Source organism: Bacillus sp. GMa5/1, assembly GCF_050172015.1.
Taxonomy (GTDB): Bacteria; Bacillota; Bacilli; order Bacillales; family Bacillaceae_G; genus Bacillus_A; species Bacillus_A cereus.
Genome location: NZ_JBNLYC010000017.1, coordinates 40,735 through 55,718, shown reverse-complemented (window position 1 = coordinate 55,718; position 14,984 = coordinate 40,735). Strand labels below are relative to the sequence as shown.

The window sequence follows — 14,984 nt, the reverse complement described above, 5'->3', positions numbered from 1 at the left end:
AATAAAAAGTCCGAAACTATATAAAGTGATTTCGGACTTTTTATTTTTAAAATATTAAATTACATTTTGAACAAAAAGGAGCTGAATTTCCTCTTCTAATTTTCGTATCACATTTTGGACAATATACATATCGTTCCTCTACCTTTTGTCGTTCTATCATGTGTAAGGATACTATTTTCATACTGCACATAATTCCAATTAAGATAAGGCTAAAAATAAGTAGCACAACGCTCTTCCTTCCTTAACTACTTACCTATATTTTACCATTAAATAAAGATAATTTTATACTTATAATCCTATCTTGTCCTTCATACTGGAAGAAACTTTCTTTACTTCTATTTACTCATCAGTGTGATTCTTTTTTGTCTATATAAATAAAGAATACCTGTAACTATAAAAACAATCACGCCAAAATACACGCCATATTCTATCGCGATCGCTACAATACTTTCAATATGTTGTCCAAATAAAGCACCGAGCACAAAGTAAACGAGTGTCCAAACAAATCCTGTCGTATAAGAATACAAAGCATACGTCTTAAATGACATGTTATTCATTCCAACTAAATACGGTACGATATGTCTTACAACTGGTATGAAGTAACTTGTGACTAACGCATAATGACCATACTTCTCTACCATTTGTTGAGATTTCAAAAGATATTTCGCCTTTTTCTTTTTCATTAGCTTATCAAGTACTTTCGTACCAAATATTTTCCCTAATATATAACCTAAAGAAAGCCCAGATACAACACCTAAATATGTTAATAAAAATGCAGGAATGACACTTAATATCCCTAGTGAAGATACAAAGCCACCACTCATTACGATCATTTCGTCTGGAATTGGCATACCGATAATCCCTAACCATAAACAGAAAAATAAAGCCCAATAACCGTATTGTTCAATATAAGATAATAATTCATGTAATTCCATTATGCATATGCTCTCCTTAGTTCTTTTTTACAACTAAAGACGTAGGCTGGCGGGAAATTGAGCCATACTTTTTCTAGTGTAATTTCAGGGAAGAAATGCTGTATAAATCCTTTTTTCACAAGTGAATATTGAAATGTAATAAATTCACCATTCTCATGTATCCCTTCCATTACATTGTTTAAAATACGCTTTGAAACTTCTTCTGGTAAAGAGGTAAAAGGTAATCCCGATAAAACGTAATCCACGCATTCTATATTGAGATCTTCTATATACTTTTTTATATTTTCGGCTGAACCGTGTACAACAATGACGTTCTGCTCATCTTTAAATTTTCTCTTTAGTTCCTTGCAAAACACTTCATTAATTTCAATAAGAAGAAATATTGTTTCCTTCTTCTTTCTCTTCATAATTTCTTTCGTAAAGACTCCTGTACCAGGACCTAACTCTACAATGCATTTCGCTTTATTAAAATCAATTACATCTACCATTTTCTTTGCTAATATTTTTGAACTTGGCGCAATTGCACCAGTATGTTTCGGATGTTTAATAAATTCATGTAAGAATGTTATGAGTTGCATATAAACCTCTCCTCATTCGTTCAATAGTTTTTAACTTGTTTCTAAGTATAACTATTATTTCTTAACAAAAATTGAGGAGATTTCTTAAGATTTTATGAAGAATAAAAAAACAACTATCGCCTATAGCGATAGCTGTCCCTTATTACTTCGCACTCACGATCTTATAATAAGAACGAACCGTTAAGAAGTAATATCCAATATAAATCGCGCCGTATACTCCGATACTAATTAGAAGCGGAATCATAATTTCAAATGGTAATATATTTGATAAACCTTTTAGTGCAAATAGGCTGTGTAAAATACCAATTACTAACGGAATAGCAAAGATAAAGCTCACTTGTTTTGCGATAGCTCTCTTCATCTCTTGCTTCGTTACACCAATTTTATGAAGAACAACGTAGCGATCACGGTCAGCACTTGCTTCTGTTAATTGTTTAAAGTAAATGATTGAGCCTGTTGCTAATAGGAATACTAATCCTAAGAATAACCCAATAAACATCATTAAGCCTGTTGTTTCAAGCCCCATTTGGAATCCTGTATAGAAATCGTTAAATGGTTTTAAAACTTCTGATTCTCCAGCTGGCATAATGCTTGCTAATTTTGCTGTTAACTCTTTACTATTTCGCTCACCTTTTACATCAATATTTTTTACAGTACGCGTTTCGTTTACTTGTTTCACTTGCTCATATGTTTTATCAGGAACGATTACAAATAGTTCATTTAAATTTGTAAGGCTTCTATTATTTACACCTTTAATTTTTAATTCTTTTGACTCGTTTCCAACAGGGAATACAGCTGTATTTCCTGTATAAAGAGGACCAAAATCAAGTTTCTCAATATATAAGCTATCATATACGAAAGCTTCATTCGCACTTAAATTTACAGGTTCTACATCTAAATGTTTCACAAGTGTATTAAAGCTTGATTGAGAAATAAGCTGGTACTGATTCGTAACATTATAGTGTGTGTTCAGAACTTGATCAGCTCTTTCACCTTTAAATGTTCCCTTCACAGGAATCATTTCAACTTCTGATTCATATGTGACTGGGTGATTATTCTTCTCTCCAGCAAGTATTTCATTTACTTTTTTATCTAATGCTGCATCTTTTTTCTCATAGGAATAACTATACGGCGCAGCAACTTTTGATTGCGTAAATGTGTTGTAATACATCGTAACTGACGTACCAACCGCTGTTAATGTTACCGCACTTAAAATAGCGATTGTCGCCAGTGATTTCGCATTTCCTTTAATACGATATAGTAACTGTGATGTCGTTACCATATTCATACCATTATAAAATGCTGACTTATTATTTCTTGCACGTTTCAATACAAATACTGTGAAGAACATGAACAGTAAATAAGTCCCTGCTACTGTCGCTAATAAAATATATAATGCAACGACCATAAAGTCTGCATACATAACTGCTTTCATGTACATTAATGCTAAAAAATAACCTGAACCGATTAAGAAAACTGAAATTAATGCCATAATGACAGATCCTTTTGGCATTGCTTCTCCTTCACGTTCTGCACGGAAAAGTTCAATTAACTTAAAGCGATAAATTAAACGATATCCTTGAAGTGATGTATATAAAATAATCACAAAGAAAATAATTGCTGTATCAATAATGGCAGCCATCGGTACTTCAAAATGAACGTTTAAATTTAATCCCATCATATTTACTAATAACTCAAGGAATAATTTTGAAAGGACACTACCGATCGCAATCCCAATTACTAATGACATTAATCCCATTAACATATTTTCATAAAAGAGCATTTTACCAATTTGTCTTTTACGAATACCTAATAACGAATATAAGCCAACTTCTTTTTTACGTTTACGTGTAAAGAATCCGTTCGAATATATAATGAACACTGCTACGAAAATGATAAGCATCACACTTGAAACTTGGAACGCTCCACTAATTTTTTTTGAAGCTTCTGCTGCTTTTTCCATTTGTGAATTATATTGCAGTGCTTTAAATGTAAAATAAATAACGATACTAAAAATCATAGATGCAAAATATACAAAGTAGTCTTTAAAGTTCCGCTGTATGTTGCGGAGGGCAATGCTAGATAAGGTCATCAGCCATACCTCCAGAAATAGAAGACATTACGTCAACAATTTTTTGGAAGAACTGTTTACGCGTCGATTCACCGCGGTGTAATTCTTTATATAGTTCACCATCTTTAATGAAAATAACTCGTTTACAATAACTTGCTGCAAATGCATCGTGCGTTACCATTAAAATTGTTGAGTTATCATATTCATTTAACGACTTCATACTTTCAAGTAAATCTGTTGCAGATTTAGAATCAAGTGCTCCAGTTGGCTCGTCTCCGAAAATCATACTTGGATTCGTAACAATTGCACGCGATGCTGCACAGCGCTGCTTCTGTCCACCAGATACTTGATATGGGAACTGACTTAAAATATGATCAATACCGAATTTCTTTGAGATTTCAAGAACGCGGCGATCAATCTCACTCGCTTTCACCTTTGATAACGCAAGTGGTAAAGCGATATTCTCTTTCACCGTTAACGTATCTAATAAGTTATAATCTTGGAAAATGAAACCTAAATGATCACGGCGGAATAACGCTAACTTATCATCATTCATCTTTACAATATCTTTTCCATCAATTAAAATTTCACCGTTCGTCGCATTATCAATTGTAGAAAGAACATTTAGTAAAGTCGTCTTACCAGAACCAGAAGGTCCCATAATTCCAACGAACTCACCTTCTTTTACTTGTAAGTTAATACCTTTTAACGCTGCAAATTTATTCCCACCCGTGTCGTACACTTTTTCAATATTTTTTGCTTCTAACACTGTTTTCATCTCGACATCCCTCATTTCTTCTATTCTCTATTTTCAACTATATACACTCTCTACTCTTGCCACTATCGATGTTTCTTACACAAACATGACAGTTATGTAAGACGCATAAGTAAAGATATAAAAATTTAACCTACTGAACAAAAGTACTTTGTTACTATAACATTGGGATATCATACCATCCATTCATTCTCCTTACAGGAACATTACAATTTTGTAAGGTTAAAAATGTCCCCTACAAAGTTGTGCACGAAATGTCGGATGGAGCTATTTCGTTCCTGCTATTCTATGTACAGAGGAGGTCATAATATGGATTCACTTAAAAATATGAATACTGCAATGCGCTATATTGAAGATAACCTTACGAATGAAATTGATTTTAAAGAAGTTGCGAGGCTAGCTCTCTGTTCTGAGTATCACTTTAAAAGAATGTTTTCGTTTTTAGCAGGTATATCACTATCTGATTATATTCGCTGTAGACGTCTTACTCTCGCTGCCTTTGAACTAAAAAATAGCGATGCAAAAGTCATTGATGTCGCTATAAAATATGGCTACAACTCACCAGATTCATTCGCCCGTGCATTTCAAAACTTGCACGGTATAACACCTTCAGAGGCCCGAAATAGTAGCCATTCTTTGAAGGCTTATTCACCAATGACCTTCCAATTATCCATTCAAGGAGGAAATGAAATGAACTATCGAATTGAAGAAAAAGAGCCATTTCGAATTATAGGTATTACAAAACGAGTACCAATCGTTTTTAACGGTGTAAATGAAGAAATTGCTTCTATGTGGAAAAGTTTAAACCCAGATTCTATTCAAACATTAAAGTCCCTTTCAAACATTGAACCTACTGGAATCATTAGTGCTTCTACTAACTTTTCTGAAGGAAGAATGGAGGAAAAAGGCGAACTCGATCACTACATTGGAGTAGCCACAACAAAGGATTGTCCAGAGCAGTTTAAACAGCTTGAAGTTACTGCTTCAACATGGGCTATATTCGAAGCTGTCGGTCCATTTCCTGATGCATTACAAAATGTATGGGGACGTATTTACTCTGAATGGTTCCCTTCTTCGAACTATGAACTAGCGGAAGGACCGGAGATATTGTGGAATAAACAGAAAGATATATCTTCTCCAAACTTTAAAAGTGAAATTTGGATACCGGTTTTGAAGAAGTGATAACAAAAGGAAAAGAGCTAAGCATTGTGCCTAGCTCTTTTTACATATTTGCTTACTCGTAAAAGTGTATATATTTCATCAGTTCTTCGATTCCTTTAAATTGGAGTAATAGTTGATTGTTCAAGTTTTCTAAAGCCAACTGAAAGGAACGTTCAATTTTTCCATAGTGTAATGTTTCTAAATCATCTAGCAAGCTTTTCATATTTTCTATATAATACACGGTTTTTCTCAAACTGCTTATAACCAGTATTTTACGCAGTTCAGATATTGGAAACATTCTATAACCGTTTTCTTTATTTCTTTCTGAGTGGACTAACCCTTCATGTTCCCAATGACGGATAGCCGAAGTATTTACGCCTGCTATGTTTGCAGCCTCTCCAATGCTCATGCGTTCATTTAACTCTACATTTTTATATTTAGTAAAATCAGCATTTTGAATCATGTTTAGTATTTCTTCTACTCGTTTTTTCTCCACCTGAACATTGAATTGCTGTTCATTAATTAACCAAAGTGCTTCTTCAAACTTTACGTTTTTAATCATCCTCATAACTTTATAAACAATAGGTATATCATATCCTTTTAATAATGCTCTAATGGTAATAAATGCTTGAAAGTGTATCGATGTATAAAACCGGTGATTACTTTCCGTTCTTGGCACAACAGGAATGAGATTTTGTTCTTCATATCTTCTCAAAGTTGTTGTACTAACATTTAAGACATTTGCAATTTGTTTAGGGCTATATGTCTCCATTTATTAACTCCTTTTTAAAGTAAAACCTTAAAGTGCTACATTAACATATTTCAAATAAAATCCTTATATATACGAGAAAAAAGTCATAAATCCGGAAGATTGCATGAATGTTATATGATTTTAGTATAAACAATTTAGGAGTGATAGAAATGGAGAAAATCATAAAACTTACGGACGAATCAGTATTAAAGGTTGGTTTGGTTGGAAATCCAAAATTTAGAACAATCATGCTCCCAGTTGCTAAAGAATCTGTATATGGGCAAGATGCTGAAACTTTGAAGTTGTGGGGAGTAGATCCTGAATTTGGAAAACATTTTATTGATGGACTCATAGATAAGTTTCAGATTTTATATTTTGACTACGAAGGCCATCGTTTGCAACATCCAAATCCAGAGAATCTCACACCTGAAAATATAGTAAAAGACCTATTAACAATTGCTGACGAAATGAATATTAATAAGTTTAGTTATTATGGTTACTCTTGGTTAGCTTTAGCTGGGTTACAATTAGCCATTCGAACGGATAGATTAGACAGTATAATCATGGGCGGGTTTCCACCAATAGATGGTCCATATAAAGAAATGATGGTAGTAACAAATAAAACATATGAGCAAGCTGTGAATAATCACAATTCTCCTGTTATTGATCAAGCACATATTAATCCTGAAAAAATTGATTGGGATAACATACAGATAAAGATCGACATGAGTCAAACTAAACAGTTTGTTACAATGTACGAGAATTTGATGGAGTTTGATGATCAAGACATCCAACATAAACTAATCATTCCGAGATTAGCGTTTTCTGGGGAAAAAGACACTATTGTTTACGGTGAAAATTTTGGCAATGTAGTAGTTGATATTATTGGTATACTTCAAAAAAACAAACAAAAGTTAGAACATCTTGGATGGGATATAGAAATCTTAAGAGGAAATGATATGGATCACACTAAAGCTATGCAACCTATAACAGTTCTGTCATTGATAAAGCCTTGGTTAATTAAAAATTTGAATATAACTTATTAAATATAGTAATTCGAATAACCTAAAAATAAAGCTGCTCTTCCCTAAAAGGAAAAGCAGCTTTATTTACATTTTCAACTCTTCTTTATAAATACTATATGACTTTATTGTTGATACGATAATGCATATTAATATGATTCCAATCCCTATAAAAATATTAAATGGATCTGGAAGCAAAGCCCCGGCATATATACAAAGTGAACCTATTACAAATACCCTCGAAGCAAATCTATGTGTTTTCCTCCAAACTACAGGATTTTCTAATGTCCAGTCCATTCGAATGCCTACTAACCCGTTTGGCTTCGTTTGTTGCATGTAATTACCTAGTACAAGAAACAATGTTCCAAGTCCAAAATTAAATGCAATTGAGCCCGATGCAATATAATTAGACGCTGCTAATAGCGCAAATAAGTTACAGCCGAATCCTATCAAAAGAATAGCATAACGGATTGCGGAAAGGACTTTAGCATGCTGTTTATACTTATCTTTCGTTACGTCAATATACCCAAGAGCTAGCCATATCAAATACAGCAACATCATGCTACCTATTGAAACAGAACTTGCTTCTACTTTAGAAAAATATCCATCTACTACTCCTGCCGCATTATAATGACGTGGAATTTGTTCTGGTAAATGTGGCCATACAATATACCATCCAATTACAATGCCAATAATTAAACTCCATGGTAATACGTGTCTTTTCATCCTCTCTCCCCCATAATTTTTTATTAAGCCCCTATTTCTTTTTTATAAGCAATATATGAATATCCCATTGTTAATCCTACTGCACCGGTAATAATGCCAATGATTAGGAAACCTTTCCACGCTGCCGGAGCAAAAATACTTAAAATCATAATAACTCCTAATACAACAAACACCTTCCCACTAAAACGGTGTGTCTTTCTCCATACTTCCTCGTTACTTAATGTCCACGGTGTTTTTATACCTACAAAGTAATTTGGTTTACATTGTGGTAAATAGTTACCGATGATTATAAATAAAAGACCAACAAGAATATATGGTGTACTATTCATTGGAATGTCATAACCTAATCCAGCTCCAATTCCAATGATACTTACTAAAAATAATAGGAATAATACGCTATAATTTATTACATTATACCCTTTAGAAAATTTCTCATAATTCTCATGCTTAGGATCTATCTTAGGCAATAAAGTCAATAAAGCATATATAAAAACCATAACTGCAACATCCAAAATCATCATGCCCATTTTTGACATACGCCCATCTACCTCACCAGACACATTCCAATGACTCGGAACCTCTCCCGGTAAATGCGGCCACGCGATGCACCATGCAATAATCGTTAAAGCTATTAATAGTAACGGAAATATATGCTTTCTCATTTCCCCTCTTCCCCCTTATTCGTAAATGTAAACACCCAAGTCAACAAATCTTGAAAGACCGTTGTGTTTAAAGAGTACACAACGAATTGCCCTTTCTTTTCATCTTGAATAAGTTCAGCATTTTTAAGTGCGTTTAAGTGGTGTGAAATACTTGGTTTTGTCATATTGAAATGTTCAGCGATCTCACCAGCGGTTAGATCACCTTCTTTTAATAAGTCTAAAATTTTTCGCCTTGTTGGATCTGCTAATGCTTTGAATGCTTGATTCAATGTCTTTCTTCCTTTCGATAATTAGACATTTAGATACTTATCTAAATGTTAAAATGATTTCAGTTGATTGTCAATTATATACGAGGCCCTTTTTACTTTTCTCACTTTTAACCTATACTGTTTACTAGCTTATCTTTCAACATAATGAAAAGACTTGAAACACATGATACACTATAGCTACAATTGTTTTTCTGAGGAGGAATATACATATGTATAAAATTTTAATCGTTGAAGACGATCCAAATATTTCATCATTACTGCAATCTCACATTCAGAAGTACGGTTATGAAGCTGTTGTTGCAGAGAATTTCGATGATATTATGGAATCGTTTAACGCAGTGAAACCCCATCTTGTTTTACTTGATGTAAACTTACCGAAATTCGATGGTTTCTACTGGTGCCGTCAAATTCGTCATGAATCTACTTGTCCAATTATTTTCATTTCAGCGCGTGCTGGTGAGATGGAACAAATTATGGCAATTGAAAGCGGTGCGGATGATTACATTACAAAACCATTCCACTACGACGTTGTAATGGCAAAAATTAAAGGACAATTACGCCGTATTTACGGTGATTATGCACCAAATATTTCTGAACGTATCGTTGAAGTAGAAGGTTTAAAACTATTCCCAGAACGTCCTGAAATTCACTTCGGATCTGAACAAGTTCTTTTAACGAAAAAAGAAGCTATTTTAGCTGAAATGTTATTATCTAAATTCCCTCGTACAGCAAGCCGTGAAGATTTATTAGCTGCGCTTTGGGATGACGAAAGCTTCGTTGAAGAAAATACATTAAACGTAAACATTACGCGTCTTCGTAAAAAGTTTAATGAGCTTGGTATTGAGAACTCTATTGAAACAGTACGTGGACTTGGATATCGCTTTAACGCAACTTGGAGTGAATAAGCATGAAGCTATTTTTACGTGATCATTTTGCATTTTTCCTACTGTACGTTTTAAACTTTGGTATCATTTTCGTTCTTTATGATGCAGTAGATGGATTTCAAAACAATAAATTTTACTTCGTCGTTTTAAGTTTATATTTATTTATTTGTTTCCTCGCTTACCGTTACGTTCGCAATCGTAGAATGTACCATAGATTAAGCGAGCAACCAGAAAAAATGGAAGATGCGTTTATTGAAAGAGCAACCGCTCCGATGCCTCACGGTGTCAATGAACTCGTGCGTACGCAGTACCGCCTCTTCCAAAAAGAACTACAATCGTATGAAGTAAAACAACAAGAACATCAATTATTCATTAACCACTGGGTACATCAAATGAAGACACCTGTTTCTGTTATGCAGCTTATGGTGCTAGAAATGGAAGACGAGCATTTAATTCCAAAGTTTAAAAAAGAATTAGAGCGTCTAAACCAAGGGCTTGATATGGCTTTATACATGGCTAGGTTAAATAACTTCCATGAAGATTTCCATGTCGAGACGATTTCATTAAAAGATACGGTAACAAAAAATATTAACGGATTAAAAGAACTATTCATTCGTAATGGTGTCTTCCCTGTTTTAGAAGTCCATTCTGATTTAAAAGTTGCTTCTGATGCAAAATGGCTAAAATTTATCATCTATCAGTTAATGACAAATGCTGTTCGTTACTCTGGGGAACGCGGAAAGAAAGTATTCTTATCTGCTTACCGAAACGGAAAAGATATTATTTTAGAAGTTCGCGATGAAGGTGTTGGTATTCCGCAAGAAGATATTCGAAGAGTATTTGAACCATTTTACACTGGGAAAAACGGTCGCGCATTCGGAGAATCTACTGGTATGGGACTTTATATTGTAAGTAAAATTTGTGATTATTTAGGTCACTCTGTCAAACTAGATTCTGAAGTTGGTAAAGGAACGACGATTAAAATCATCTTCCACAACGCTGCAAATAATCAAGCAGAACATACGGAGAAGGTGACCGAAGCATGATCGTAACATATGCAAGCAAAATGTATGAGAACACACTCTCATACATTTTTTGCAATACAACTACTTCTATATCTTCTAGCCGGAGGTATAATCTATGACATTTTGGCAATTTGCATTTAAAAACGTCACGCGCAACTCGAGAGCTTATTTTGCTTACTTTGTAAGTAGTTCCTTTTCCATTGCTGTGTTCTTTTCGTTTGCTGTTTACTTATTCCATCCGAAATTACAAAACTTTGACATGACCTCTGAAATTTCAGGATTAATGATATTTTCAGAAGTAGTAATTGTATTTTTCTCTTTCTTCTTTTTACTATATTCCATTGGTACTTTTTTAAAAGTTAGAAAAAAACAATTTGGTGTTTTGACCATTTTAGGAATATCAAGAAAACAATTACATCGTCTTGTTTTTATGGAGAATATGTTAATCGGGATTTTATCTATCTTTTTCGGCATGCAGTTTGGAGTTGTTTTTTCTCAATTTTTTTTATTAGTAACAGCCAAACTTACGCATGTTCCAGGAATATATTTATACGGTCCTACTAACGCGTTTATTTTAACAACCATTGTTTTCCTTAGTCTTTTTATCATTGTATCTGCATTCACACCAATGCTTATTCGTACAAAAAAAGCGGTACACCTTTTAAAAACAAATGGTGGAAAACAAAAAGAAAGAAAACCATCCATACTTGTTTCATTATTTGGTGCGATTTGTTTATTTGGTGGTTATGCGTTAGCTGGAAATCCTAAATATTTCGTATCAGTAAGCCCGCAAATCGGTGTTATATATATGGTTTCGAGTATTTTCGTTATCCCAATGCTTGTTACAATAGGAACATATTTTTTCTTTTCTCAAATTAGTTTCTTACTGATTTATATTTTAAAGAAAAGAAGAAGATTTTATATGAAACGGATTAATATGCTTTGGATTTCAGATTTAGCAAACCGTATTCGGACGAATATTAATATGCTTTTTATTGTAGCGATGCTCTCTACAATTGCTTTCACAATGATCACGTTCCTATATGGATTCGGGAAATTTATTAAGCTAGAGGTGAATAGAACTTCCCCTTTCCCAATTTCTTATTTCTCTTATGATGCGAACCCTTTTGTTACAGAGCATTTAAATTGGCTTGAGCAACAATTACAAAAAGAGCATTTCCCTTATCAAAAAATAAAAGCTGATATATATGAAACACCACTAAAAGAAGATAAAGATATAGCTATTTATAATGACGTATACGCAATTAAGCAAAGTGACTATAACAAACTTGCGAATTCTTTACGAATGAAACAACTATTTATGGATGATAACGAAGCATATGTGTTAACAGGGACATCTTATATCACCATATTCAACGAATTTGAGCAAAGCTACAATAGAGATTACATTACACTCTCTAGTACAAATACGAAATTAAGAGTTAAAGGCTATGAGCATGTAAACGCAATCCCATCTGACTTTTCATATCAAACGATAGTGTTGCCTGATGTTATCGTAAATAACTTACCTAACACCGTAAAACATATATCAGCATACAATTACAAAATTCAAAATTGGGAACAGACATATGAAATTGCTGATAATTTTATAGAAAAGGTACAAAAAGATCGAAATAAATACCAGTATGAAGGGCCTCTTATTCGTTCCTTTGAATCAGCAGGATCGTTATACAAAATAACATCAGGTAGTGCCGCGTACTTCCTAATCGGGACATTTTTAGGAGTTATTTTCTTCATTGGAGCTGGTAGCGTTCTTTACTTTAGAATGTATACGGATTTGACGAACGAACAAGAGAAATATATAACGATTTCTAAAATCGGTGTAACAGATACAGAGATGAAACGATCTGCAACCATTCAACTTAGTATTTTATTTTTCATTCCGTACATTATGGCATCCATTCATACAATGTTCGCAACAAAAATGCTACAAGATGTAATTGGTTTATCTCTGTTCAAAGAAGTTTCAGCCGTTCTTATTATTTTTGGATTCGTTGAAATCGTATTTTTCTTATTCATTCGTTCACTTTATATGCAAAAATTATCACATTACACGAGTGGACAAAATATTTAAAACAAACTTGATGAAAAGAGTATCTCTCATACTCTTTTCATCTTCACCCTATTAGGAGGTTTAGGTGAATGACATTTTGGCAGTTTGCATTTAAAAACGTCACAAGAAACGCCAGAGCTTATTTCGCCTATTTTGTAAGCAGTGCGTTCTCCATCGCAATCTTTTTCTCATTTGCAGTTTATTTATTTCATCCTAAATTGCATATGACAGACGTGAATTTTTCTCTGAACATATTAATGACAATTTCAGAAGTTGTCATTGTGTTCTTTTCATTTTTCTTTTTACTGTATTCAATCGGGACGTTTTTAAAAGTACGAAAAAAACAGTTCGGGATTTTAACAGTGCTTGGCATATCTCAAAAACAATTAAAGCGACTCATATTTATAGAAAATATGTTAATTGGTGCTCTTTCTATATTTTTTGGCATTCAACTTGGACTTGTCTTTTCACAGTTCTTTTTGTTAGTTACCGCCAAAATTACACACATACCTGGTTTATATTTATATCCGCCTACAAGTGCTATCGTTTTAACTATCATCATCTTTCTCGGCCTCTTCATTCTCGTATCATCTTTTACACCGATGCTCATTCGCACGAGAAAAGCCGTACGTCTTTTAAAAGAAGGAAAACAACAAAAAGAAAGAAAAGCATCCGTGCTCATCTCTCTATTTGGTGCGATCTGTTTAATATGTGGATATGCGTTAGCCGCAAATCCGCTGTATTTTATGTCGCTAGGTGACATAATTGGGCTTTTATATGCCGTCTCTAGTATATTTGTCATCCCATCGCTTATTGCAGCTGGAACATACTTTTTCTTTTCACAAATTAGTTTTTTACTTATTCGTATTTTAAAAACACGAAGAAAGTTTTATATGAAACGAATTAATATGCTTTGGATTTCAGATCTAGCATCACGTATTCGGACAAACATTAACATGCTCTTTATTGTAGCGATGCTATCGACGCTCGCTTTTACAATGATTACATTCTTATATGGCTTCGGGAAATTTACAAAGTTTGATGCGATTAGACAAAATCCTTTCCCGTTTACTTATTTATCGCATACTGAAAATACGTTAGCTGATGAACATTTAAACTGGTTAGAGCAGAAATTTAATGAAGAGCACTTTACTTATACAAAATTTAAAACAGATATATATGAAGTATCTTCAGCTGAAGATAACACGCAGCTCTATTATGCCATTAAACAAAGTGACTATAATGTACTTGCTAAGGCTTTAAATTGGGAAACGCTCACGGTCAATAAGAATGAATCTTATATTCTTATGAAAGACTTAGATGATCAAGTTATTGGAACGCTCCATAATAAAGAACAGAAAAATACTCTTACACTTACTCAAAACAATTTACAACTACAAGTGAAAGAATATAAAAGTTATAGCCCATTCCCAAACAGCTTAATATACCAATTACTCATACTATCTGATGAAAATGTAGAAGCCTTATCCACCGTTTCCAAACAAATGAGTGTATATAACTTCAAAGTTACAGATTGGGAAAAAGCACATAATATCGGTTCATCGTTTATAACAAAAATCCATAACGATAATGCAGCAATTCAAGCAGAGCATCCACCTTTCCATGCAAGTGAAGCGAGCGATTCTCTATATAAGACAAAACTAAATGTCGCTTCGTTCTTCTTAATTGGTACTTTCCTAGGAGTTATTTTCTTTATCGGTGCTGGCAGTGTTCTTTACTTCCGGATGTATACAGATTTAACAAATGAACAAGAAAAATATATAACGATTACGAAAATCGGCTTAACTGAGACTGAAATGAAACGTTCAGCGACAATTCAGCTTGCGATTCTTTTCTTCGTACCTTACATTATGGCATCAATCCATACGATGTTTGCGACAAAGATGCTACAAGAAATATTACATCTCTCGTTCTTCGCTGAAATTACAGTCGTACTGTTGATTTTTGGAACAGTTGAAATTTTATTTTTCCTTTTAATTCGTTCCTTTTATATGCAAAAATTATCACAACACATTAAGTTTTAAAAAGTA

General features: G+C 33.5%; 15 protein-coding genes. 6 read left to right on the top strand and 9 right to left on the bottom strand.

The genetic code is table 11. The features are described from left to right. Positions 1–46: 46 nt before the first annotated feature. The 5 genes from ACQGSG_RS07050 to ACQGSG_RS07030 form a co-directional block, all read right to left on the bottom strand. Positions 47–226, bottom strand: a complete 180-nt coding sequence (locus tag ACQGSG_RS07050) for a hypothetical protein (RefSeq protein WP_001986677.1) — start codon at positions 224–226, stop codon at positions 47–49. Between the two features lie 109 nt (positions 227–335). Then, positions 336–935 (bottom strand): DedA family protein, encoded by a 600-nt coding sequence (locus ACQGSG_RS07045; protein ID WP_098015179.1) that lies wholly within the window; start codon positions 933–935, stop codon positions 336–338. Next, positions 935–1,513: a class I SAM-dependent methyltransferase gene (locus tag ACQGSG_RS07040; RefSeq protein WP_001176053.1), complete on the bottom strand. Its 579-nt coding sequence runs from the start codon at positions 1,511–1,513 to the stop codon at positions 935–937. The genes ACQGSG_RS07045 and ACQGSG_RS07040 overlap by 1 nt, the downstream gene beginning before the upstream one ends. A gap of 142 nt (positions 1,514–1,655) precedes the next feature. Further along, complete coding sequence (locus tag ACQGSG_RS07035; protein WP_000176154.1) at positions 1,656–3,605, bottom strand: ABC transporter permease; 1,950 nt, start codon at positions 3,603–3,605, stop codon at positions 1,656–1,658. After that, positions 3,592–4,362, bottom strand: coding sequence for an ABC transporter ATP-binding protein (locus ACQGSG_RS07030; protein WP_000859655.1), 771 nt, complete (start codon positions 4,360–4,362; stop codon positions 3,592–3,594). Before ACQGSG_RS07030 ends, ACQGSG_RS07035 begins: the two co-directional genes overlap by 14 nt. A gap of 306 nt (positions 4,363–4,668) precedes the next feature. Here ACQGSG_RS07030 and ACQGSG_RS07025 point away from each other — a divergent pair, with 306 nt between their 5' ends. Beyond that, a complete protein-coding gene (locus ACQGSG_RS07025) occupies positions 4,669–5,541 on the top strand; it encodes an AraC family transcriptional regulator (RefSeq protein ID WP_000377728.1) in 873 nt (290 codons plus the stop codon). A 52-nt stretch (positions 5,542–5,593) separates the two neighbouring features. Here the strand turns inward: ACQGSG_RS07025 and ACQGSG_RS07020 are convergent, their stop codons facing one another. Next, positions 5,594–6,292 (bottom strand): MerR family DNA-binding transcriptional regulator, encoded by a 699-nt coding sequence (locus ACQGSG_RS07020; protein ID WP_061654856.1) that lies wholly within the window; start codon positions 6,290–6,292, stop codon positions 5,594–5,596. 149 nt (positions 6,293–6,441) lie between these two features. Between ACQGSG_RS07020 and ACQGSG_RS07015 the strand changes: the two genes are divergently transcribed. Further along, positions 6,442–7,317: an alpha/beta fold hydrolase gene (locus tag ACQGSG_RS07015; protein WP_000411236.1), complete on the top strand. Its 876-nt coding sequence runs from the start codon at positions 6,442–6,444 to the stop codon at positions 7,315–7,317. Between the two features lie 63 nt (positions 7,318–7,380). Here ACQGSG_RS07015 and ACQGSG_RS07010 read toward each other — a convergent pair whose 3' ends face one another. Genes ACQGSG_RS07010 through ACQGSG_RS07000 form a run of 3 tightly spaced genes read right to left on the bottom strand, consistent with a single transcriptional unit; the run spans position 7,381 to position 8,950 of the window. Continuing rightward, entirely contained in the window at positions 7,381–8,019 is a 639-nt protein-coding gene (locus tag ACQGSG_RS07010; protein ID WP_000820678.1) for an SdpI family protein, read from the bottom strand. Positions 8,020–8,042: 23 nt separating this feature from the next. After that, positions 8,043–8,681, bottom strand: coding sequence for an SdpI family protein (locus tag ACQGSG_RS07005; RefSeq protein WP_053514582.1), 639 nt, complete (start codon positions 8,679–8,681; stop codon positions 8,043–8,045). After that, positions 8,678–8,950, bottom strand: a complete 273-nt coding sequence (locus tag ACQGSG_RS07000) for an autorepressor SdpR family transcription factor (RefSeq protein WP_001070526.1) — start codon at positions 8,948–8,950, stop codon at positions 8,678–8,680. Before ACQGSG_RS07000 ends, ACQGSG_RS07005 begins: the two co-directional genes overlap by 4 nt. 209 nt (positions 8,951–9,159) lie before the next feature. On the opposite strand from ACQGSG_RS07000, the gene ACQGSG_RS06995 reads away from it, so the two are divergent. From ACQGSG_RS06995 to ACQGSG_RS06980, 4 genes are all read left to right on the top strand, one after another. Next, a complete protein-coding gene (locus ACQGSG_RS06995) occupies positions 9,160–9,855 on the top strand; it encodes a response regulator transcription factor (RefSeq protein WP_000276738.1) in 696 nt (231 codons plus the stop codon). Positions 9,856–9,857: 2 nt separating this feature from the next. After that, positions 9,858–10,880 carry a sensor histidine kinase gene (locus tag ACQGSG_RS06990; protein WP_000765341.1) on the top strand — a complete coding sequence of 341 codons (1,023 nt, stop codon included), beginning with the start codon at positions 9,858–9,860 and terminating at the stop codon, positions 10,878–10,880. 94 nt (positions 10,881–10,974) lie between these two features. After that, the gene (locus ACQGSG_RS06985) at positions 10,975–12,954 is read left to right on the top strand and encodes an FtsX-like permease family protein (protein WP_000145054.1); all 1,980 of its coding nucleotides are present in this window, start codon (positions 10,975–10,977) and stop codon (positions 12,952–12,954) included. A 68-nt stretch (positions 12,955–13,022) separates the two neighbouring features. Beyond that, positions 13,023–14,978 (top strand): FtsX-like permease family protein, encoded by a 1,956-nt coding sequence (locus tag ACQGSG_RS06980; protein WP_426947132.1) that lies wholly within the window; start codon positions 13,023–13,025, stop codon positions 14,976–14,978. The last annotated feature ends 6 nt before the right edge of the window (positions 14,979–14,984 follow it).

Coding starts and splice junctions, on each gene's coding strand:
- ACQGSG_RS06995 (WP_000276738.1), top strand. CDS start 9,160: ATGTATAAAATTTTAATCGTTGAAGACGATCCAAATATTTCATCATTA.
- ACQGSG_RS06990 (WP_000765341.1), top strand. CDS start 9,858: ATGAAGCTATTTTTACGTGATCATTTTGCATTTTTCCTACTGTACGTT.
- ACQGSG_RS07015 (WP_000411236.1), top strand. CDS start 6,442: ATGGAGAAAATCATAAAACTTACGGACGAATCAGTATTAAAGGTTGGT.
- ACQGSG_RS06985 (WP_000145054.1), top strand. CDS start 10,975: ATGACATTTTGGCAATTTGCATTTAAAAACGTCACGCGCAACTCGAGA.
- ACQGSG_RS07025 (WP_000377728.1), top strand. CDS start 4,669: ATGGATTCACTTAAAAATATGAATACTGCAATGCGCTATATTGAAGAT.
- ACQGSG_RS07035 (WP_000176154.1), bottom strand. CDS start 3,605: ATGACCTTATCTAGCATTGCCCTCCGCAACATACAGCGGAACTTTAAA.
- ACQGSG_RS06980 (WP_426947132.1), top strand. CDS start 13,023: ATGACATTTTGGCAGTTTGCATTTAAAAACGTCACAAGAAACGCCAGA.
- ACQGSG_RS07005 (WP_053514582.1), bottom strand. CDS start 8,681: ATGAGAAAGCATATATTTCCGTTACTATTAATAGCTTTAACGATTATT.
- ACQGSG_RS07040 (WP_001176053.1), bottom strand. CDS start 1,513: ATGCAACTCATAACATTCTTACATGAATTTATTAAACATCCGAAACAT.
- ACQGSG_RS07010 (WP_000820678.1), bottom strand. CDS start 8,019: ATGAAAAGACACGTATTACCATGGAGTTTAATTATTGGCATTGTAATT.
- ACQGSG_RS07030 (WP_000859655.1), bottom strand. CDS start 4,362: ATGAAAACAGTGTTAGAAGCAAAAAATATTGAAAAAGTGTACGACACG.
- ACQGSG_RS07020 (WP_061654856.1), bottom strand. CDS start 6,292: ATGGAGACATATAGCCCTAAACAAATTGCAAATGTCTTAAATGTTAGT.
- ACQGSG_RS07045 (WP_098015179.1), bottom strand. CDS start 935: ATGGAATTACATGAATTATTATCTTATATTGAACAATACGGTTATTGG.